The organism is Trinickia sp. (assembly GCF_057351765.1).
Map to the genome: position 1 here is coordinate 1 of NZ_JBMRBK010000072.1, position 21,130 is coordinate 21,130.

Sequence of the window (21,130 nt, forward strand, 5' to 3'; positions counted from 1 at the left end):
AATGATATTGCGAGTCATTCTCATTTGCGTTAAGGTTAACGATAAGCGAGCTCGAACGAGAGCACGTTTCGTCAACACTCAACAACAACACCGTCGAACAATCATGTCATTTCGGCCTCGCAGCGCTGCCGTTCGGTCTATTTATCCGATTGCCGCTCCATCTTCCGTTGCTCTCAAACCTTTATTGATCGCGGTACGCACGGCCTTTGTCGGTTTGTTGGCGACGGGCCTCGGTACCGTCGCCTGCGCGCAGGCGTCCGCGGACTCGGTGACGAGCCCGAGCGATTCGCGCAACACGCTCCCTGCGGTCGTAATCAAGACCGACGCAGTGGCGGATGAGCCGGTCAAACCCTACGCGGGCGGGCAGATCGCCCAGGGCGGGCGGCTGGGATTGCTCGGCAACAAAAGCGCAATGGATACGCCGTTCAGCGTGAGCAACTACACGTCGCAGCGCCTGGACGATCAACAGGCGCCCACGCTCGGCGATGCGCTGAACAAAGACCCATCGATTCGTTTCACTGGGCAAACGGGCGGTGTGACCGATTCCTTTTATATCCGCGGCTTTCCAGTCAACGAAGGCAACCTGAGCGATTTCGCATTCGACGGCGTATATGGCGTGGTGCCGAATTATCACGTCTTCACCGAATACGTCGAGCGTGTCGATGTGCTCAAGGGGCCGGCGGCGCTGCTTTACGGCATGTCGCCGAACGGTGGGGTCGGGGGCGTAGTCAACATCGTGCCGAAACGGCCGCTCGCGAAAGACCTAACCCGGTTCACGGCCGACTACACCTCCGATTCGCAAGTGGGCGGCCATATTGATATGAGCCGGCGGTTCGGCAGCGAACGACAGTTCGGCATCCGTTTCAACGGGCTGCATCGCCAAGGCGGCACACCGCTCGATAACCAGCGTTCCCGCGCGGAGGTCGGCGCCTTGTCGCTCGATTATCAGGGCGAGCGCTTGCGGGCGACGCTCGATGTCATCGAGCAATATCAATGGATCGATGCGCCCACACGGCCTTTCCTCGTGACATCGGGCATCGCGGTGCCGTCTGCCGCCGACGGCCGGCGCAACGTCACGCAATCGTGGGGCTGGTGGAAATCCTACGATCAGTCGACGCTGTTGCGTGCCGAATACGACGTGAACAGCAACGTGACGGTATTCGCCGATGCAGGCGGCGCCAAGACCGACGTTGCACGGCTGTCCGACCAGACGCCGACGATCATCGATGCCGCGGGCGATACGCGCTCGACGCCGCAGAACTGGAAATTCCAGGTCAACCGCTGGAGCGCCGACACGGGCTTGCGCGCCCACTTCGATACGGGTCCGGTCAAGCATGCGCTGACGCTGCAGGCGAGTCTCTATCAGGATCGTCTCGCGCAGACGAGCAATTCCGGCACCGCGATTCTCTCGAACATTTATTCGCCCGTCGCGAGCCCGGCTCAGGCCATCGCTTCGCCGTCGAGTGCGCCGAAGGTCTCGTCGTCGCAACTGACGGGCGTGGCGCTCGCGGATACGCTGAGCGTCTTGAACGATCGGGTCCAGCTCACGGCCGGCGTGCGCCATCAGCAAGTCGAGTCGGACAACTTCAGCGCAGCCACTGGCGCCAAGACCACATCCTACGACAAGAGTGCGGTGACGCCATTGGTGGGGATCGTCTTCAAACCCGTGCAGAACGTTTCGCTTTACGCGAACTATATCGAAGGGCTCAGCAAGGGCGACATTGCGCCGGCTGCCGCTTCGAACGCAGGCCAGGTGTTCGCGCCGTACAAGACGAAGCAGCACGAGGTCGGCGTAAAAGTCGACTTCAAGAACGTGATGGCGACCCTCGCGGCATTTCGAATCACGAAGCCCAGCGGTCAATTGTCAGGGACGGTGTTTACCGTCGATAGCGAGCAGCGCAATCAAGGGCTCGAGCTCACCGTAGCAGGCGAGCCGATCAGAGGCGTTCGCGTGCTCGGCGGCGCGACGCTGCTCGACGCGAAGCTGACCAGGACCGCCAGCGCCGCGACGACGGGCAATCGGCCCGTGGGTGTACCGACCTGGATGGCGAATGTGGGCGCCGAATGGGATCTGCCGTGGGTCGCGGGCCTGACGCTCACAGGTGGCGTGAACTTCACGGGGCGCGAGTATGTGAATCAGGCGAACACGCAGTCGGTACCGGGCTGGACGACGGTCGATTTCGGCACGCGATATACGACTGCCATTCACGGTAAAACCACCACCTTTCGTGCCGGCGTGTTGAATGTCTTCAACCGGAAGTATTGGTCTGGCGTCGCCTCTTTCGGCACGATCTCGCTCGGCGCACCGCGAACACTGTTCGCCTCCGCCACCGTGGATTTCTGATCGCGGCGATGGGAATACGGATGCAAACTCATCGCTCGCATCGGCAAGACCGAACGCAAGGCGTCCAGGTGTTCGAACCTGCCTCGCTGCGTCCCATTTTGGCGCCGGCGCTCGACCGTCTCGTGCACGGCGCGCCGCAAGCGCTGGGCGACATGACGCGGCAGTATGGCTCTCCACTCAACGTCGTGGTACCGGGCACGCTGGCTCGCAACGTCGACGCGTTTCGCGCGGTGCTGCGCCGGCACGATCTGCGCTTCGAGATTCTTTACGGCGCGAAGGTCAACAAGTCGCCCGCGCTCGTGCGTGCGGCGGTCGACGCAGGCATCGGGGTTGACGTATCGAGCCTCTACGAAATGCGCGATGCGCTGCGCGCCGGGATCGACCCGGCTCGATTGTGTGCGACGGGCCCGGCGAAGACACGAGTCTTTCACATGGCATTGGTCGCCAATGCAGCGTTGATATCGGTCGACTCGAGCGAGGAGTTGGCGGACCTCGAAACGATCGTCCGCGAGATCGAACCCGACCGGCCCGCACGCGTACTGTTGCGCTATCGCCCTGAAGAAGCGCCGGCGAGCCGCTTCGGTATGAACGCGGCGGATCTGCTTGCCTGCATGAAGCGGTTGGCTCTGCAAAGCAATTCATTTTCTTTCGAGGGTTTTCATTTTCATCTCGGCGGATATCGTTACGAGACGCGGGCCAGCGCCATGCGCCAACTCGTTCATTTCGTCGATGCGGCTCGCGCGATGGGCCTCGTTCCGAAGATCGTCGATATCGGCGGCGGAATGCCCGTGGGATACGTCGATCGTGAGGAGTACGAAGCGTTCGTTCGTGCACAGGACCCGAGTCACTACCGCAACGGCAAGATCCCCGCATCGTTTTATCCCTATGGCGGTCCGATCGGTGCCTGCGAGTGGCTGGACCGGTTGCTCGGCTCGCCCTGCACGGACGGTATGTCCATCGCACGGTATCTGAATGCGCAAGGCCTGACGCTGGCGATCGAGCCGGGAAGAAGCCTGGCCGACCAGACGGCCGTATCGATTTTTCGCATTACCCGTGTCAAGGCGCAGGCGGCGGGCGAGGCCGTCGTCTTCGTCGAAGGCAGCAGCTTCAGCGCGTGCGAAACGTGGTTCGGCTCGGAGTTCCTGGTGGACCCGATCGTCGTATCGGTGAATCCCACCGACGATGAAACGCGGACCGCGGTACCGGTGCGGGCCTGGATCGCCGGACACAGCTGTCTCGATGAAGACGTCTTGACGAATCGCCTCGTTCATTTTTCGAGAAGACCCCAAGCCGGGGATCTGCTGGTCTATGCCAACACAGCCGGCTACCAGATGGATCTGCTCGAAAACGAATTTCACCGCCATCCCATGCCGCGCCGGATTGCCGTGGCATTTGACGCCACGGGCGGCATGGACATTTCACCTGACGATCGAATGGAGAATCGGAATGATTTTGAATAAAGTCACCGACCTGATCGGAAACACACCTGTCCTGAGCATTTCTGTTCCAGCCCGGCAGGCAAGGCTGCTGCTCAAGATCGAGAAGAACAACCCCGGTGGCAGCATCAAGGACCGCATGGCGCGCAATATGATCGTCGCCGCGCTCAAATCGGGACGGCTGAGCCCGGGTGGCGTCGTCGTGGAGTCCTCCTCCGGCAATACGGGCATTGGCTTGGCGATCGCCGCCGTCGAGTTCGGTCTGCGCTTCATCGCCATCGTCGATCATCATGCGGCGCCCGACAAAATTGCCGTCATGCGCGCTTTGGGCGCCGAGATCCGTTATGTCGAAGGCACCTACCGCGAAGACGAAGTCGCGGTGGTTGAGCGCCAGCGCATGGCCGCGGAGGTAGCGAGCCAGATTCCTGGCGCCGTCTTCATGAATCAATCCGATAACGCGGCCAATGCAGGCGGATATTCGGAGTTCGTGAGGGAAGTCATCGCCGAGGTGGGCGGGGTGGATGCCTATGTGGGCTGTGTCGGGACGGGCGGTTCGATGACCGGCATCGCGCGCGGGCTCAAAGTCCACAACCCGCGCACGACGACCATCGCTGTCGAGCCTGACGGATCGATCGTCTTCGGCCAGCCGGGGCACCCCTACTATCAATCGGGCACCGGCACACCGGCCGGCGATACGGTGGGGCTCGTACTCGATTACAGCTGCATCGACATGGGCGTGCAAGTGGGCGATGCGCAAGCGTTCGAGACCGCCCGCTATATGGCGCGACGCACGGGGTTGCTCGTCGGTGGCTCGACGGGCGGTGTGATCTACAAAGCGCTCGAACTGATCCATAGCGGAACGATCGGCGGCAACGTGCTGGCCGCGGTGGCCGACGGCGGCGAGAAATATTTGAACACGGTCTTCGACGAGACGTGGCTCAGGGACCGCAATCTGCTCGACGCCGCGGTTTGGGACCAGCTCGATGGCTGGCTTGGACAGGAACATCCAGCCGAGCTGCCGCGCGACATTCCGCGTTTGCACGCGGTGCAGGCCGCATGACGGCGAGCGAAGCGAATCCCATGTCCACTCTGAACGTGGTGGTATGCGGCGGCGGCCGAACCGGGCATCTCGCGGCGGTGCTGTTCAAGCAGATCCCCGGTGTGCGCGTGGCGCTGTTGACGAACAGCGAGTATGCGATCGCGCGCGCTCGCGAGCACGAGAACGGCATCGTCGCAGTGCTGCCGGATGGCAGCCGATGCTTCGGTCGCCTGGATGCCATCGCGTGTGACCCCGCCACGGTGCTTCCGGGTGCCGATATCGTCATCGTAACGGTACCGGCGCATGTACGGCCGGCACTCGTGCGGGCCATCGCGCCGCATCTGTCTTCGGACAAGCCCGTATACGTCGGCGCGATCCCCGGCTTCTGCGGCTTCGATTGGCTCGCCGAGCGCGCCTTCGGAGAGCGCCCCAACGTCGTCATCTGGGGAATGAAGGATGTCGCGCATATCGCGTCCGATCTGCAGCCCGGCGAATCGGTCCGCATGGGGGGCGCGAAAAGCGTGCTCCATGTCGCGACGCATGCGCGCGAGAGCGATGCGTCGCGCCGTGCCTTGCTGGCGCACTTGCGGCGCCTCTATGCGGCGCCTGTCGAGTTGCTCGACGATTATCTCGAGATCACGCTGACGCCGGGCAATCCGATCATGCACAGCTCGGTGATCTATGGACTCATCGGCCCATACGGTCAGTGGCATGACAAGACGTTTGCCGCCCCGATCTGCTGGTGGACCGATTGCCCCGAGCTCGGCGCCTATTTCCTCGAACGCAGCGACGAAGAGAATCAGTTGCTGTGCAAGACCGTCGAACGCCGCCTGGGCGTAGAGCTTTCTTCGGTCAAACCGTTGAAGCAGGAGATCGTCGAGGCCTATGAACAGCAGATTCGGGACCGCGACACGATGCTGTCGGTGTTGCGCACGAACCGGGCATACAACGGCATCCAGGCTCCATTGATCCGTGCGTCGGATCGCCCGGGGTACGTCATCGACAGGACGCATCGCGCCTTTCACGAAGACGTGGCCTATGGGCTTGCGCTGCTGGTGGAAATGGGCCGCCGCCTCGGCGTTCGCCTGCCTCATATCGAAGAGGTCTTTCGCTGGAGCGTGTCCTACATGGGGGGACTACGCGGCTCCGCGCTCGACTACTTTCCCGAAACCTGGCCCGCCCGACGCAGGACACTTCATGAACAACACGCTTTTGCCATTGCAATCCGACGATGTCCGTTATGCCGAGCGCCATGAGACGGCGCTGAATCTGGCGCGGCGCAATGCGCTGCGGCGCGTGGTGCGCTGCCTTTTCGCCGAGAAAATTATTGCCACGGACAAACTCGTCTTCGCGCCGGTTGGCCCCAGTGCATGGCTGCCGCTCTGGGATACGCGGGCGCTGCTGTTCTTCAGCAATCTCGAATCCGCATTGGCCGATACGTTCGTCAATCACGGCACCGTGACGTTGATCGGTGTCGATGGCACGCGCGAGGAGATTCTCAGCGCGGCACGGTTGATCGATCTGCTACTGCCGCACTTCGACTTCGCGCCGAGCGAGGAGGGGGTAGCCGGGCTCGCGCGCGACATCGCCAACAGCATCGAGAACGACGCACTCGCGCGCGTTCACCGGGACGGTTGGAATGCCGATCTGCGCGCCGACATCGATGCGAGCGCAGCCGCGGGCTTTGCCGACTATCTTCGCAAGCAGCTGAGCGTGCGCGACGCCGCGATATTGCTTGACCAATGGGGCGCGCTCGAGGGCCACCCGTTCTATCCCACGTGGAAGAGCAAACCGGATCTCGATGCGCGGCAAGTCGCGGCGCTTTCTCCCGAATTCAATGCGACGGTGGCCGTGCGCATCGCGGCCCTGCGCGGCGACATGGCTCATATCGAGCGGATGCCGCATGTCGAGAGCTATCACGATTGGTTCGCCGAGAATTTCCCCGAGGTCTGGGCGCGCTGGAAGGACGGCTTGAACGAGAAGGGGCTCGACGAGCGTGCTTGGCTGCCCCTGCCGATTCACGCGTGGCATCTCGAACATTTCGTGCACAAGGAATACGCAGCCGAGATCGAGGAGGGCATACTCATGCTCGACGGCCCCGATATCGAGACGTGGCCGACGATGTCGTTTCGCACCATGATGCCGCGGTTGCCCGGTGCGGTGCCGTTCATCAAGCTGCCTGTCGCGCTTTGGCTGACGAGCGAGCAACGCAGCCTGCAAGCGAAATCGATCCATATGGGGCCGCGCATCAGCACGCTGATCCAGCGCATCCTGGCGGACGAGCGGGGCTTCGACCAAACGCTCGAAATCTTTCCCGAAGAAGTCGCATTTCACTATAAGCATGCTGTGCGGCAGGAGGACAGGCCCGGACGGCATTTGTCGGTCGCGTTCCGCGCGAGCAAGGACGCGTTCGAGCGTTCGGACGGACTGCTGCCGGTCACGGTGGCGTCCTTGCTGAGCGCATCGCCGATCGACGGCCGGCCGCTCGCGGCCGAGTTGATCGAAACGCGCGACGCCCGACGCGCCACGGCGAAAACGGCCGAAACCATCGAAGCGGTCGAAGCGTGGTTCAGGCAGTACGCGCATGTGGTCACGCATCCGGTGATCGGCATCTATCTGCTGTACGGTATCGCGCTCGAGGCGCATCAGCAGAACACCTCGGTGCTGTTCGCGGCTGACGGCACCCCGAAGCGCCTGCTGATTCGCGATTTCGGCGACGGACGCACCTACGCGCCGCTACTGGCCGCCCGCGGGCACACGCTCGAGCCCTATGTGCATCCCGGCATCCTCCCCACGGTTTTCGAGGGCGATATCGAACCCGTGCGTGCGTTCGTGCTCGATGCGTGCTTCGTCTGCCATCTGCACGAAATGGCGCTGTTGCTCACGCGCGAGTATGGGCTGGCACCCACGCGCTTGTGGGAGATCCTCCGTGAGGAAACGGCCCACTCGTTCGACGCCTTCGCCTCGCGAGTCGATGCGACGCTGTGGGAGACAGAGCGCGCCGCGTTTCTCGAGCACCCGTGGCCGACGCGCTCCGTCTTGCGCATGCATCTGCTGAGATACGCCGACTACCGGCTTCAGCATCATCTGCCCAATCCATTGCGACATGCGATGACGGCGCTTCGGGGGACCGACCGATGACATACGCCGGCGCCTCGCTTGCACCGCCGCGCGCTTCGCGGCTGATTCATGTGCTGTTCGCGATTCAACTCGTCTCCATGGGTGCGATGGAGATGAGCGGCCCGTTCTGGCCGCTTCGTCTCAAGGCACTCAGTACATCGAATCTCGAGTTCGGCTTTGCGGGTGTTGCCGTCTATGTCGGGCCAATGCTCGGCATCATGTTGACCAGTGCGTTGTGGGGCCGCATCGGCGACCGCACCGGGCACAAACTCATGATGATCCGAGCGCTGCTGGGCCTCGCATTGACGCAGCTCGCGCTGGCATGGGCGAGCGATGTCTGGGCGATCCTCGCGCTGCGTTTCGTGCAAGGCGCGTGCGCCGGCTATATTGCGCCGGCCCAGACTTATGGGGTGGGTATCGTTGCGCCGTCGCGGCGCGCGCGGCTCTTTGCGTATCTGCAGGTGTCGACGAATCTCGGCTCGCTGACGGGGGCTGTCGTCGGCGGGCTGATTCTCGATAACGCGACGTTTTTCTGGATCAATTTCGTCGCCGGCCTGCTTTGCTTGTGTTGTGCCATCGCCGTCGCGGTCGTCCTGCCGGATGTGCGTGCACAGCAGCCCGCGCGGACAGATTCCCCCGCACCGGTGCCGGCGGGCGGGGCGGGGACGGGCGCCGCATTTCCTTGGCGCGCATCTCCAATACCGGGCCTGCTCGGCATCGTGGGCATTCTGCTCGTGAGTCGGACGATCACGCAGACACCGTTCTCGCTTTATGTGAGCTCGACATTCAAGGCCGACAACTGGGTCGTCGGCCTGTGCTACGGCATGCTGTCGTTCGGATTCGTCGTTTCCGCCGCCCTCTGGGCCCGTTACTTCGAGAATCGGATGCGCAGCGAGGCGCTGCGCGCCATGACCTTCGTCGCCATCGCATGCATGGCCCTCACGCTGAGCGCGGCGCTCACGCGGCATATCGTCGTTTTCGTGGCAATCCATTTCGCGTGGGGTGTGCTGCTCGGCGCGACGACGCCCGTGCTGATGTCGTTGATCTCGCGCGCCGCCGGAACGGTTCATCAAGGGTATGTGCTCGGCATCGCGCAGAGCGTGACTCAGTTCGCGTCGATCACAGGCATTGCGCTGGGTGGCTGGTTGAGCGACGGCCTGGGCCTGCGATACACCTATTTTTTCGTGGCGGCGGCCTACGCATTCGCCGTGGCTGTCATCCTCGTGCTCTCGCGCGATCGGCATCCTGTCGCACGTGCGCGGGTTTCGGTCCGACAGTAACGGGTTCATGTTTATTCATCGCTATTTCCCGCAATGACACAAAAACGCCAACGGCGCGGCACCTCGATAGCCGCAGTCGCAATTGCCGCGCTCTGCGTCGTGCTCTCGTTATGGTGGTTATCGAAGCCGGCTGCGCAGCCCGCGGAGGCTTCGGCCGTACCGGCCTCCGGTACGCCCGCGCTGACGACAGTCACGGATTTGCTGGGGCGCCGGGTGCAGGTTCATGTGCCGGTGCGCCGGGTGATCCTCGGCGAGGGGCGTCAGCTCTATCTCGTCGCAGCACTCGATACCGACGATCCGATCAAGCGGATCGTCGGCTGGCGCAAGGACTTGATCCAATCGGATCCGGATACCTGGTCCGCCTACCGGACCAAATTCCCGAAGATCGCGGATATTCCGACGTTCGGCGGATTCGAGGACGGCACCTTCGACATCGAGCAAGCCGTTTCGCTCGAGCCCGATGTGATCCTGATGAATATCGAGGCGAAGCGCGCGACCGACGATGCGCGATACACGGAGAAATTGAGCGCGCTGGGCATTCCCGTGGTGTATGTCGATTTTCGTCACCATCCGATCGAAAACACCGAGCCGACGATGCGCCTCATCGGCAAGCTTTTCGGCAAGGAGGCGCGCGCGGAAGCATTCATCGCGTTTCGCAACGAACAGATTCGGCGGGTGACGGACGTCATCGCCGCCCGCCGTCCGGCGAGACCGAACGTGTTCATCGAACGCATCGGCGGCTATACGGAGGACTGTTGCCTCACGTTCGGGAACGAGAACTTCGGCAAGTTCGTCGAAATGGCGGGCGGGCATAACGTCGCCGACGGCATCGTGCGCACGACGTTCGGTCAGTTGAACCCCGAGCAGGTCGTCGCCGCGAACCCGGATCAGGTGATCGTGACGACCGCGAATTGGGAGGCCTTCGTGCCGCATGGACACTGGATCGGTCTGGGCCCGGGCGCGGACATGACCGAAGCCGCGCGCAAGCTCGAGTATTTCACGGCGCGACCGGCTTATGCAGGGACCGCCGCCAACCGAAATCGTGCGTTTCATGCGATCTGGCATCAGTTCTACAACAGCCCATACGATTTCGTGGCGATTCAGCAACTGGCGAAATGGTTTCATCCCGAGCTTTTTGCCGACCTCGATCCCGGTGCCACATTCCGCGAATTGCATAAGCGTTTTTTGCCGGTCGATTACAAACCCGGTTATTTCGTCAGCCTGCCCGCGAAGGAGCTTCATCAATGAGTTCGGTGTCCCTGCCCACTACGGTCGAACGTAGCGCCTATCGCGGGCTCGTGCGCCGCAAGCGGCTGCTGCTCGGCATCGTCGCGATCGCGCTGATCGCCAGCGTGCTCTGCGATCTCGCGCTCGGACCGGCAAGCTATCGCCCCGCCGACGTGTTGCGCGCCGTGCTGAGTCCCGCCTCGGTACCGGATCAACTGCGCGTCGTGCTGTGGGAGATTCGCATGCCGGTGGCCTTGATGGCGGTGGCCGTCGGCGCTGCCTTGTCGCTGGCCGGTGCGCAGATGCAGACCATCCTCAACAATCCGCTTGCCAGTCCATTCACGTTGGGCATCTCCGCGGCAGCCAGTTTCGGTGCCGCGCTGGGGCTGGCGTTCGGCATCAAGCTGCTGCCCGTGGCTGTCGACTACATCGTGCCGCTCAATGCGTTCGCCATGGCACTCGTTTCGGCGATGCTGATTCATTTGCTCAGCACGCGGCGCGGCGTCACGGCCGAAACCATCGTGCTGCTCGGCATTGCACTCGTGTTCACCTTCAATGCCCTGCTTGCGCTCGTGCAGTATCTGGCGACCGAGCAGGCCGTGGCCGCCGTCGTGTTCTGGACGATGGGCAGCCTCACCAAGGCCACGTGGGCGAAACTCGGCATCGTCAGCGCGGCGATCCTCGTCATGTTGCCGATCTTCGCGCGACGCGTATGGCAATTGACGGCGCTGCGGCTCGGCGACGACAAGGCGGCAAGCTTCGGGATCGACGTCTCGCGGCTGCGCTTGCAGACGCTCGTCATGGTCAGCGTGCTGGCGGCGTTTCCGGTCGCTTTCGTCGGCGTCATCGGTTTCGTCGGGCTCGTCGGGCCGCATATCGCCCGCATGCTCGTCGGCGAGGATCAACGCTTTTTCCTGCCGGCCTCGGTGCTGACAGGTGCGTTGATGCTCTCGGCAAGCTCGGTGGTCAGCAAGACCATCGTGCCGGGCGCGATCTTTCCGATTGGGGTGGTCACGTCCCTCGTCGGCGTGCCGTTTTTCATTTCGCTGATTCTGAGCCGCAAGAGGAACACATGGTGAAGCTATCGCTCGAGGGTGTCGGCGCCGCGTACGGCGCCCGCCGGATTCTTTCCGATGTCAGCACGCCCGTGTTCAAGGGCTCCGAAGTGATCGCGGTCGTGGGGCCGAATGCAGCCGGCAAATCGACGCTGTTCAAACGCATCGCGGGGCTCGTCGATGGGCCCGGCGAGGTGCGGATAGAGGGGGCGCGTCGCGGCATGGACGGCATCTGCTACATGCCGCAGGACTCGGTTGCCACCGCTCGGCTGACTGTCTACGAATCCGTGCTGCTGGCGCGCAAACAGCGCCAGCCGACATGGACCGTGCATGAAGACGATCTCGCGCTGATCGACACCGTCATGGCATCGATCGGCATCGGCGAGCTTGCGTTTCGCCATCTGGACGAGTTGAGCGGCGGACAGCGTCAGCTCGTTTCGATTGCCCAGACGCTCGCGCGCGAGCCCGAAATCATGCTGATGGACGAACCGACGAGTGCGCTCGATATGCGCAGGCAGTTTCAGGTGCTCGGCTTCATCCGGAACATTGCGAAGGCGCGGGGCATGATCGTGTTGATCGCGCTGCACGATTTGAATCAGGCATTGCGCTTCGCCGATCAAGTGCTCGTGATCGCTGACGGCACTGCGCGCGCCAGCGGCCCCTGCGAAGACGTCATCACAGGCCAGATGCTGCGTGACGTGTACCGGATCGAGGCGCGCGTGGAGCGCTGCTCGATGGGGGCGCGACACGTCATCGTCGATGGTGCCCTGCACGATCTGGCAGTGGCGTGACGCATCGAACACGCACGGCCTGCGCCTTAGCGACTTTCGTTCGATCCGGCGGTCCGGCGGTCCGGCGGTCCGGCGATTCCACCACGGAGGGCGAATGACCATCGAAATGCCCACTGAACCCGCATACTGCGTAGCGCTCAAGCCAGTCTCGTTTCTGCGGGCGTCGGAGATCGTCGACGAGGGCGACGTCTGCCGTCTCGCGTTGGCGATTCGCAATGTCGGCGACTGGACGACGCCGATTCCGATCGAGAAGGAGTCGGGGATCGTGATGGACGGCAATCACCGGCTACGCGCCGCGGCTGTGCTCGAGCTTCGCTATCTGCCATGCGTGCTGCTCGACTATCGAGACCCGAGAGTCTCGGTTACGCACTGGCAGACAGGCGAGCCGTTTTGCGTCCGTCATATCTGCAAGCGGATCTTGCAGGACAAGCTTCTTTTTCCGTATAAAACGACGCGCCACAGCTTTGCCCCTCGGCTTCCCTGCACGGAGATACCTTTGTCGCTGCTGCGCGGCGCCGTCTGATTCCCTGGGGCCCGCATGGCGGCGGCAGACGAACGATGCGCGGCGCAATTTTTGCAAAGCCTTCGACGGACAGTTGCTGGACAATCGCTTTGCTGTTCCAACGATCTCAGGAGGCGTCAAATGCTGGACCACGTTTCTATCGGCGTACGGAATATCGCGAAGGCCAAATTGTTCTACGACGCGGCCCTCGGTGCGCTCGGGTATCGCCGCTTGCGCGAGGCTGCCGACTTGCTCGGATATGGCGCGGATTCCCCGAGGTTCTGGATATCCCCCACCGATCACCCCGTCGATCCCGATATGCGCACCGGGCTGCATTTTTGCTTTACCGCACCGGACCGTGCGAGTGTCGACGCATTTTATAAACAGGCGCTGGAGGCGGGCGGACGCGACAACGGCAAGCCCGGCATACGCGATCTCTACGCGCCGGATTACTATGCCGCTTTTGTCATCGATCCGGATGGATATCGGATCGAGGCTTACTGCGGCGGGCAATAGCGGGACTTGCCACCGCTGCAATTTCGTTCAAGACGGCCAACGCCCCCTTCGTCACGATACGGACTTTCCGTATCGGTAGAGGAGGCGATTCGATGTATTTTCGACATGCTCGAGAGATCTGGGAGGATCATCCCGCTCTGGTTCCCGGCGTGCTGTTGGCGCCGGAAATCACCGACGGCGTCGACGTCGATGGACGCATCGCAAGGTTTCAAGGGATGGCCCGGTCGCGGCTGAGTCAGGTGGCGGAAGGCGAATGGCCGGAGATCCAGGCCTGGCGGCGGGCTTTTGCCAAGATGGGATGCAAGCCCACGCAATACCGCTGCGCCGCCGAATCGTTGCTTCGGCGTTTCCGAAAGGACGGCGCTTTGCCGCGGCTTCATCCGCTGGTCGATCTATGCAACGCGATCTCGCTCGCGTTCGCGGTTCCGATCGCAGTATTCGACGTCTCACGCGTTGCGCAGTATCTCGAGGTCCGCTTTGCGGCGGGCGACGAACACTATCTGTCCTTTTCCGGCGAACTCGAGTCGCCCGAGCCCGGCGAGGTGATCTTTGTGGATGAGGCGGCGTGCGCGCACGCTCGACGCTGGACACATCGGCAAAGCGCGGCTTCAGCGGTTCGTTCGGATACCAAGCACGTACTGATCGTTATCGAAGCGCTTCATGCCACGGCGATGACGGACATTGGCACGGTGCTCGATGTCCTGGCTCGTGAGGTAAGCGAGCTATGGACTGCGCCGAAGGCGCAGGCGATCTTGACGAAGACATCGCCCGCTTTCGAGTTTTAAACGCCGATTCGGATTTCTTTCACGATGCGATTGAAGCGGTTCCGTCGCTATTGGGCTTTTGTCATATGAAAATGGCGAAACCCTCTGCGCCGATGAAAGGTGAGGACGCTATTCAGCGTTCGTGGAATTCCGCGATCCTGCTCGCTACCGGGGAGCCCAGTGGGTTGGGGCTTTCGACGCTAGGGGGCTAAATCATTTCTCCGCGCTGCCGATAAGGCATTCCTTAGCGTGGAGAAGAATCTTGAGACTGCTCGCCAGCGTTTTCGTCGTGACCGCTTTTGCCGGTTGCGCCCAGTTGCAGGCAATGCGCCCAGATGCCGGCAATGCCGACGCCAAAACGCAGCCTGCTTCGGCGAGCGTCGTCGACCTCGTCATTCCACCGGATGCGCTCGGGGCGCGCGATCCGCAATTGAGCGAGGTGCTTGCCAAGGTCGGCGCCGTGGCCGCAAAGCAGCCGCAGCCGACGACGATCGTCGTCGCCGCGCTGGCGCAGGATTTCGGCTACCTCGATCAGGCAGTACGACGAGGCATCCCGCCTCAGCGCGCCGGGGTCGTTCGCATCGATAACGTGGCGACGGGAAGTTGCCAACCCTATAGCGTCAGGGTCAAGCCGACCGAGTGACAGGAGACGATTCATGTTGCGATTCACGATTGCTCTTGCACTCCTGCACGCCTCGCAATGCACATTCGCGGCACCGGGCAGCACGGACGCTACGCCCGTCGCTACGACGGCGGGCGCACCGGCCATGAAATTCGTCGCGCCTGCCGATCCCGACAAACTGCTGCCGCCCTTGCCGCCGCTCGCGTCGTTGCCGACATCGGCCGCGCAGGATGTCGAGGATCTGAAGGACGACGCTCCCGTCCCGCGCGGCACTCATCGTTCCAAAAAGGCGTTGCGCGCACGCGCTCATTCCACCAAGCCCGCCGAGATCGTCGTGCGCACGGTGGTCAGCCCGGAGTCGCGCGCCTACCTCGCGTCGATGTCCAGCAAGCTCGATGCGGTATTGCGCGGGACCGCGAACGATGCGCGTTCGGCGGCCGACGCCGTATCCGTTGCCATGACGCGATGATTCGCCGCCGCCAGCGCCAGGGGAGCCTATTGCGATGAAGAACCTTTTACCGGCTAGCCGCCGTTGCCGAAACTCGGTATGGATGCGCCTTGCGCTCGCGCTTGCCTGCACGGTCGCATTGAACGGCGCTGTCCACGCCGAGGCGGACTGCTATGAGCAGGCCGGCGCTTATCAGGGCGTCAATCCGCTGATCCTGCGAGCGATCGTTTGGTTCGAATCGAAAGGCAATCCGGAGGCCGTGCACCGCAACACGGACGGCAGCGTCGATATCGGAGAGGCGCAGATCAACTCGATTCACTTCAATGAGTTGCGCCGCAATGGCGTTCCGCCCGGGGCGCTGCGCAATGGCTGCGTGAATGTCTATGTGGCCGCGTGGATGCTCAAGCAGAAAATGCTGCGTCACGGCAATACGTGGCGAGCCATCGGCGCTTATCACTCGGAAACGCCGCGCCTGCGCGATCAATATGCGCGCGACATTCACGCGGTACTCGTTTCGTGGGGCGCTTCCGAATAGCGGCGGCGTTCTTTTGACGCGGGCGAGCCAGAGAGGCGCGACTCGCATGCCGCGAGCCAACGTCTTAGTCGCGCGAGCGCACGCGCCGTGCTCCCGCTTTCGGCGTTTTCGCCGGTTTCGCTGTTTCGGACGCCTCGGTCTGCCGATCCTGCGTGAACGATCGCGCATGCTCGATAAACGCACGCAGCTTCGGCAGTACCTGTTTCCTGTCAGGGAAATAGAGGAACAAACCCGATGTGAGCGGCGCGTGTCTGGCCAGCGCTTCTTCGAGCCGCCCCGAGCTCAAGTGCTCCGCGGCGACGGGCTCCGGCACCTGCGCCAACGCCGCACCGCTTAGCGCGGCCTCCAGCATCGTCGGGAAATCGTGAACGATCAACGAGCCCGACACGCTCAGATCGACCATTTCGCTCCCTTCTTTCAGCCGCCACGTGGCAAGCGCACCGTTGGACCGCCGCAGCCGAATGCACGAATGCGCGGCGAGCTCGGCCGGTGTGCGGGGGCGACCACGCCGTGTGAAATAGGCGGGACTTCCCACCACGATGAATCGAAACGGCGGCGTGAGCCGGATGGCGACCATATCGTTGGCGATCAGCTCGCCCATCCGTATCCCCGCATCGAAACCTTCCTTTGCCAGATCGACGAGCTTTTCGCTGGCGGCAATCTCGACGGCGATATCGGGGTAGGCGGCGCTGAACGAGGCCAGAAGCGGCTGCAATACGAGCGGTACGGCCGCGCGCGGTACCGCGATACGAAGCAGGCCCGACGGTTTTGCGCCGAGTTCGCGGGCGGCATTGCTTGCGGCAAGGATTTCCTGGAACGCGGGCAGGGCGCGCTCGAGAAACCGCTCACCGGCTTCGGTCAGGCCCACGCTGCGCGTCGTGCGCGTGAAAAGCGCGATGCCGACGCGCGCTTCGAGTGCCCGGACGGCTTGGCTCACGGCCGATGGGGTCACGCCGAGATCGGCCGCTGCGCCTCGAAAACTGCGGCGTTCGGCGACACGTACGAATGCCTCGACCCCGTCGAGTGTGCCCCGCTGGACTGCGTAGTCGCGCTTCATGGTCTGCTCGTATTCATTCGATTTGCCGAACGCCAAGTGGACGTAGCTTACGCGCAGCGCGGCAAATGGGGGAGCGCGAGTCTCTACAGACCCTGCCGCTTGACCCAGTTGGGGTCGTAGGTTTCGGCACGCTCGCCCAGCAGCGTCAGAGCCAGGTCGGGATGTATGGCGATCGGCTCGAACTCGGCGCCCTTCGCGTCATAGCTAACGGTGACGTGCGCGATATAACCGCCGCCGTACGCCCAGCCAGCGCCCTTATCTCTCGCGGCTTCCCACCTCTGCTCGAGGGCGGGCGCGTTGAAACGCAATGCGATGCCGTCGCCCAATCGCACCAGATGACAGCCTGCCCGCAGATCGATCGTCACCGGCTCGGTGAGCGGATCGAGCGTCGCGCCAGGGCGTAGCGGATTCGGGCTGCGTACGACCGTAACGTGCATCTTGTCCGGCGGTACCAAGGTCATTTCGCTCGTCGATATACCCTGCCCATGCAGCGTTTCGTCAACCAAGTCGAGCAAGCGTTGCGCACTGCCGTGTTCGACCTGGCGCGAGATGTATAGACCCTGCTCGGCGTCCTTCCTCAACGCTGCGCCGGCTTCACCATCGGCGGCGTCGGCCACCGAGGGTGAACGTCCATGGTCGCGCCGTGGCAGTTGCCGCAAACGGTCCAGGAGAGGATGAGACGCGGGCGCGGACGTCGGCGTCCCGGAATCGTTCGACGTCGTCTCGTTATTATCGTGCGGCGGCGCCGGTCCGGGCCGGGAGGCCCTGTTCCAAGGTAACCAAGACGTCAAGTGGCGGTCCGTAACCGTAGTGGGAAGTCCTGATCCTATCGGCGAGAACCGGCCACTCGAGCGAGCGATGCGAAGCACAGCAGCGCCCAACGAAGGCTCGATACGGCCCTTCGCGCGGGCGGTTCGCCTCCGCGTCGCGCACCAGCAGATGACCTAAGGGCAATCTCCCGTTGACAGAAAAAGTTTTGGCTTCCTATGATTGCATCCAATGCTGCACACAATGAAGCACTCATTAATGTGTGGCAGAGCTATTACTCCATCTGCGGGATTACCCTAGTTCGAGAGGTCAACATGGTTCGGCTGTCTCTTTTTTCGCGTCAACTCCTTCTCTGTGTGGCGGCATCGGTTGCGTTGATGGGCAGCGCGCCGTCGCGGGCCGAGGACGCCAACGCCTGGCAAAGCGTCAAGAAAGCCGGTGTGTTGCGCTGCGGCGCGGCCGTGGCGCCGCCCTATGTCATGCGCGATGCAAAGACGGGGCAGTACAGCGGATTCTTTTCCGAACTGTGCCGTGACTTCGGGCAGAACGTGCTGAAGGTCAAAGTCGAGTTCGTCGACACCACCTGGGACAACATCGTTGCGGGCTTGCAATCGGACAAGTGGGATTTGTCGATGGCGCTGAACGACACACCCGAGCGTGAAAAGGCCATTTCGTTCTCGACGGCCGCGACCGACTACAACGTCTCGCTCGTCTACAACAAGAACAATCCGAAGCTGCCCAAGGACACCCATTCGCTTGGCGACATCGACAAATCCGGCGTCGTCGTGGCAGTCATGTCGGGCACGGCGCAGGACAAAGCGATCTCAGCCGTGCTGAAGAACGCGCAAGTTATGCGGCTTCCGGGCAACGACGAAACGCGTTTGGCATTGATGTCGAGGCGCGCGGATCTGCTCGCGGATGCGAATATCACCAACATGCTGCTGACCGAGGCGCATCCGGACTGGGCGACTGCTCTTCATCCGAATCCGCCACTGGCTCAACAGGAAGTGGCGTTCGGCGTGAGGAAAGACACTTCCGCGGCCGATCTGGCCGTACTCAACGGCTACCTGGAAAAGCAGGTCAAGTCCGGCGCGGTCAATCGCTTGATCAAGACGTCGGTGCAACAAATGCTGGTTCAACAAAAGAATTGAGATCGGTCCCGCGCCGCGTAGCGACGTATTCGCGGTCGCGAGATCGATCGTCGACTCGATATAAGAAAGCACTCCGAGCACAGGGCCAGCCTGGGACAAGAGCGTCGCTGTCACCCATGACTCGATAGCGACGGCTCGACGCATGCCCATCTCAACGACATATCAGTTTGGACTCCTAATGAAAAAGACCATTCTTGCGGCGTTCGTCGCGGCACTATCGATTCCCGCATTTGCGCAGAGCACTGTCGCGCTTTACGGTCTGATCGATGAAGGTTTCGACTTCACGAACAATGTGAAGGGCAGCAAAGTGTACGAACTGCAGAGCGGCTATGCGCAAGGCAGCCGCTGGGGCCTGAAAGGCACCGAAGACCTCGGCGGCGGGCTGAAAGCGGTCTTCCAGCTGGAGAACGGCTTCAACGTGAATAACGGGCGGCTCGGGCAGGGTGGTCTCATGTTCGGCCGGCAAGCCTATGTCGGTCTCGCGGACAGCCGGCTGGGCACTGTCACGCTGGGCCGGCAGTACGACTCGCTCGTCGACTATCTGGCGCAGACCACGGCGAACGGCAACTGGGCCGGCTATCTGTTCGCGCATCCGTACGACAACGACAACACCGACAACACGTTCCGTGTGAACAACACGGTCAAGTACGCGAGCCCGAACCTTTCGGGCTTCCAGTTCGGCGGCACCTATAGCTTCAGCAACGACACGAACTTCGCGAACAACCGTCAGTACAGCTTCGGCGCGCAATATGCAAACGGCGGACTGCTCGTGGCCGCTGCCTACTTGCAGGCCAACAATCCGTCGTCGAGCGCCGGCGGAGCAATCAACAACGGCGGCGACGAGAACTTCCTCGCCACGCGCCTGCGCGTCTTCGGTGCCGGTGTGAATTACGCATTCGGCCCGGCTACCCTCGGCTTTGCCTACACGAACACCTACGTCGTGCAGCCGACGAGCTCCGGCTACGTGGGAGCCATCACGCCGACGGCGGGCACGCTCTCGAACCTGCGCTTCCAGAACTTCGAGGTGAACGGCAAGTACCAGTTCACGCCGGCGTTGTTCGTCGGTGGGATGTACACCTACACGCGCGCGAGCTTCAACGCGACGACCGGAAAGGAGCATCCAACCTATCACCAGATCGGCTTGATGGCGGACTACAACCTGTCGAAGCGCACGGACGTCTATGTGCAGGGTGCCTATCAGCACGTGGCCGGCGACAAGACCGGGACGGTGCTCGATGTCGCCTACGTGCCCGGCGCGGCCGATGTTTCGTCGAATCGCAACCAATTCGTCACGCGCGTTGCCATCCGCCACAAATTCTGAGCGCCGCTGTTTGAACGAGAGTGTTTCGGCGCCTCGACAGGGGCGTCTCTCCGCGCTTTACGCCGCCTTGCCAGCGGCGTTTTTTTGCCCGCGGACATCGGGCGTACGCACGCAAGCCGCCCCGCCGCTCAGTGATTTCCCTGAGGCGATCAGGCAAACGTTGACAGTCGCGATTTTGGTCCCCTACTATTGCATACATTGATGCACGCAATGAAGAGCACAAGTATGTGCTCCAAATGCCATCGATGCAGTGCGTGCCCCGCTGGCGGCGACCTAACGGATTCGCCTATCAAGCGCTTCGATGGAGAGACTCCTCATGTCGGTACCTGAATCCGTGGTTATCCCCGCGCATGTTCAAGCGGCAAGCCGCGCCGGCTCGTCCGCAGCCGAGTTTGTTCGGTTTCACGAGGTCTATAAGTCGTACGGCCCGAATCTTGTCGTCATGGACAAAATCGACCTCGAGATGCGCGCCGATGATCGGCTCGTCATCATCGGCCCAAGCGGGAGCGGAAAAAGTTCGCTGCTGCGCGTGATGATGGGGCTGGAAGGGATGCAGGGCGGCCGGATCGATTTCCAGGGCCGACCGTACATCCATGGAGCCGATTCGGGGCGCGCGAAACGCATCGACGGGAAGCTGCAAAAGCAGATCGGCATGGTGTTTCAGCACTACACGCTGTTCCCGCATTTATCGGTGCTCGGCAATCTGGTTCTCGCTCCGGTCAAAGCGGGGGGCCTTTCGAAGACCGAGGCGACCGAACGCGCACGCACCTATCTGGCCCGTCTCGGGCTCGAGAGCAAGCTGCACGCGTATCCGAGCCAGTTATCGGGAGGACAGAAGCAGCGCGTCGCCATCGCCCGCGCGCTGATGCTCGAACCGAAGCTGATGCTGTTCGACGAAGTGACGTCCGCGCTCGATCCCGAAATGGTGATCGAAGTGCAGAACGTAATGCTGCAACTGGCCGACCAGAAGATGGCGATGATCATCGTGACCCACGACATGCACTTCGCTCGCGATATCGCGACGCGCGTCGTGTTTTGCGCGGGCGGCAAGATCGTCGAGCAAGGGGCGCCCGCGGAAATGTTCAAGTGTCCGAAGGAAGCGCGCACGCGCGAGTTCCTCGAAAAAGTCCTGCATCTCGATTGAGGTCGAAGCC

The 21,130-nt window shown here is 62.4% G+C and carries 20 protein-coding genes; 18 read left to right on the forward strand and 2 right to left on the reverse strand.

Translation table 11 applies throughout. The features are described 5' to 3' along the window. The first annotated feature begins 103 nt into the window (after nucleotides 1-103). The 15 genes from ACO1XS_RS19740 to ACO1XS_RS19810 all read left to right on the forward strand — a co-directional run bounded on the left by ACO1XS_RS19740 (nucleotide 104) and on the right by ACO1XS_RS19810 (nucleotide 15,679). The gene (locus tag ACO1XS_RS19740; protein WP_486391471.1) at nucleotides 104-2,344 is read left to right on the forward strand and encodes a TonB-dependent receptor; all 2,241 of its coding nucleotides are present in this window, start codon (nucleotides 104-106) and stop codon (nucleotides 2,342-2,344) included. A gap of 20 nt (nucleotides 2,345-2,364) precedes the next feature. After that, nucleotides 2,365-3,804 (forward strand): Y4yA family PLP-dependent enzyme, encoded by a 1,440-nt coding sequence (locus tag ACO1XS_RS19745; RefSeq protein ID WP_486391472.1) that lies wholly within the window; start codon nucleotides 2,365-2,367, stop codon nucleotides 3,802-3,804. Next, nucleotides 3,791-4,840, forward strand: a complete 1,050-nt coding sequence (locus tag ACO1XS_RS19750) for a PLP-dependent cysteine synthase family protein (protein WP_486391473.1) — start codon at nucleotides 3,791-3,793, stop codon at nucleotides 4,838-4,840. The genes ACO1XS_RS19745 and ACO1XS_RS19750 overlap by 14 nt, the downstream gene beginning before the upstream one ends. Nucleotides 4,841-4,860: 20 nt before the next feature. Then, nucleotides 4,861-6,075: an NAD/NADP octopine/nopaline dehydrogenase family protein gene (locus tag ACO1XS_RS19755; protein ID WP_486391474.1), complete on the forward strand. Its 1,215-nt coding sequence runs from the start codon at nucleotides 4,861-4,863 to the stop codon at nucleotides 6,073-6,075. Beyond that, a complete protein-coding gene (locus ACO1XS_RS19760) occupies nucleotides 6,017-7,960 on the forward strand; it encodes an IucA/IucC family protein (protein WP_486391475.1) in 1,944 nt (647 codons plus the stop codon). The genes ACO1XS_RS19755 and ACO1XS_RS19760 overlap by 59 nt, the downstream gene beginning before the upstream one ends. Continuing rightward, the gene (locus tag ACO1XS_RS19765) at nucleotides 7,957-9,219 is read left to right on the forward strand and encodes an MFS transporter (protein ID WP_486391476.1); all 1,263 of its coding nucleotides are present in this window, start codon (nucleotides 7,957-7,959) and stop codon (nucleotides 9,217-9,219) included. Before ACO1XS_RS19760 ends, ACO1XS_RS19765 begins: the two co-directional genes overlap by 4 nt. Nucleotides 9,220-9,252: 33 nt before the next feature. Continuing rightward, entirely contained in the window at nucleotides 9,253-10,467 is a 1,215-nt protein-coding gene (locus ACO1XS_RS19770) for an ABC transporter substrate-binding protein (RefSeq protein ID WP_486391477.1), read from the forward strand. After that, the gene (locus ACO1XS_RS19775; protein WP_486391478.1) at nucleotides 10,464-11,525 is read left to right on the forward strand and encodes a FecCD family ABC transporter permease; all 1,062 of its coding nucleotides are present in this window, start codon (nucleotides 10,464-10,466) and stop codon (nucleotides 11,523-11,525) included. Before ACO1XS_RS19770 ends, ACO1XS_RS19775 begins: the two co-directional genes overlap by 4 nt. After that, a complete protein-coding gene (locus tag ACO1XS_RS19780; RefSeq protein WP_486391479.1) occupies nucleotides 11,519-12,292 on the forward strand; it encodes an ABC transporter ATP-binding protein in 774 nt (257 codons plus the stop codon). Before ACO1XS_RS19775 ends, ACO1XS_RS19780 begins: the two co-directional genes overlap by 7 nt. A gap of 94 nt (nucleotides 12,293-12,386) precedes the next feature. Beyond that, the gene (locus ACO1XS_RS19785) at nucleotides 12,387-12,815 is read left to right on the forward strand and encodes a ParB N-terminal domain-containing protein (protein ID WP_331572615.1); all 429 of its coding nucleotides are present in this window, start codon (nucleotides 12,387-12,389) and stop codon (nucleotides 12,813-12,815) included. 120 nt (nucleotides 12,816-12,935) lie between these two features. Beyond that, nucleotides 12,936-13,310, forward strand: coding sequence for a VOC family protein (locus ACO1XS_RS19790; protein ID WP_486391480.1), 375 nt, complete (start codon nucleotides 12,936-12,938; stop codon nucleotides 13,308-13,310). A gap of 92 nt (nucleotides 13,311-13,402) precedes the next feature. Continuing rightward, nucleotides 13,403-14,095, forward strand: coding sequence for a B3/B4 domain-containing protein (locus ACO1XS_RS19795; RefSeq protein WP_486391481.1), 693 nt, complete (start codon nucleotides 13,403-13,405; stop codon nucleotides 14,093-14,095). A 241-nt stretch (nucleotides 14,096-14,336) separates the two neighbouring features. After that, nucleotides 14,337-14,717, forward strand: coding sequence for a hypothetical protein (locus ACO1XS_RS19800; RefSeq protein ID WP_331572621.1), 381 nt, complete (start codon nucleotides 14,337-14,339; stop codon nucleotides 14,715-14,717). A 13-nt stretch (nucleotides 14,718-14,730) separates the two neighbouring features. Continuing rightward, nucleotides 14,731-15,165: a hypothetical protein gene (locus tag ACO1XS_RS19805; RefSeq protein WP_486391482.1), complete on the forward strand. Its 435-nt coding sequence runs from the start codon at nucleotides 14,731-14,733 to the stop codon at nucleotides 15,163-15,165. 34 nt (nucleotides 15,166-15,199) lie between these two features. After that, a complete protein-coding gene (locus tag ACO1XS_RS19810; protein ID WP_331572625.1) occupies nucleotides 15,200-15,679 on the forward strand; it encodes a lytic transglycosylase domain-containing protein in 480 nt (159 codons plus the stop codon). Between the two features lie 64 nt (nucleotides 15,680-15,743). Here the strand turns inward: ACO1XS_RS19810 and ACO1XS_RS19815 are convergent, their stop codons facing one another. Continuing rightward, complete coding sequence (locus ACO1XS_RS19815) at nucleotides 15,744-16,736, reverse strand: LysR family transcriptional regulator (RefSeq protein WP_331572627.1); 993 nt, start codon at nucleotides 16,734-16,736, stop codon at nucleotides 15,744-15,746. Nucleotides 16,737-16,819: 83 nt separating this feature from the next. Continuing rightward, a complete protein-coding gene (locus ACO1XS_RS19820; RefSeq protein WP_486391483.1) occupies nucleotides 16,820-17,353 on the reverse strand; it encodes a hypothetical protein in 534 nt (177 codons plus the stop codon). A 465-nt stretch (nucleotides 17,354-17,818) separates the two neighbouring features. Here ACO1XS_RS19820 and ACO1XS_RS19825 point away from each other — a divergent pair, with 465 nt between their 5' ends. The 3 genes from ACO1XS_RS19825 (at nucleotide 17,819) to ACO1XS_RS19835 (ending at nucleotide 21,120) form a co-directional block, all read left to right on the forward strand. Beyond that, nucleotides 17,819-18,655 (forward strand): substrate-binding periplasmic protein, encoded by an 837-nt coding sequence (locus ACO1XS_RS19825; protein WP_486391484.1) that lies wholly within the window; start codon nucleotides 17,819-17,821, stop codon nucleotides 18,653-18,655. 178 nt (nucleotides 18,656-18,833) lie between these two features. Continuing rightward, on the forward strand, nucleotides 18,834-19,976 hold the full coding sequence (locus tag ACO1XS_RS19830) for a porin (protein WP_486391485.1): 1,143 nt from the start codon (nucleotides 18,834-18,836) through the stop codon (nucleotides 19,974-19,976). A gap of 316 nt (nucleotides 19,977-20,292) precedes the next feature. Beyond that, nucleotides 20,293-21,120 (forward strand): amino acid ABC transporter ATP-binding protein, encoded by an 828-nt coding sequence (locus ACO1XS_RS19835; RefSeq protein ID WP_331572635.1) that lies wholly within the window; start codon nucleotides 20,293-20,295, stop codon nucleotides 21,118-21,120. Nucleotides 21,121-21,130 lie beyond the last annotated feature (10 nt).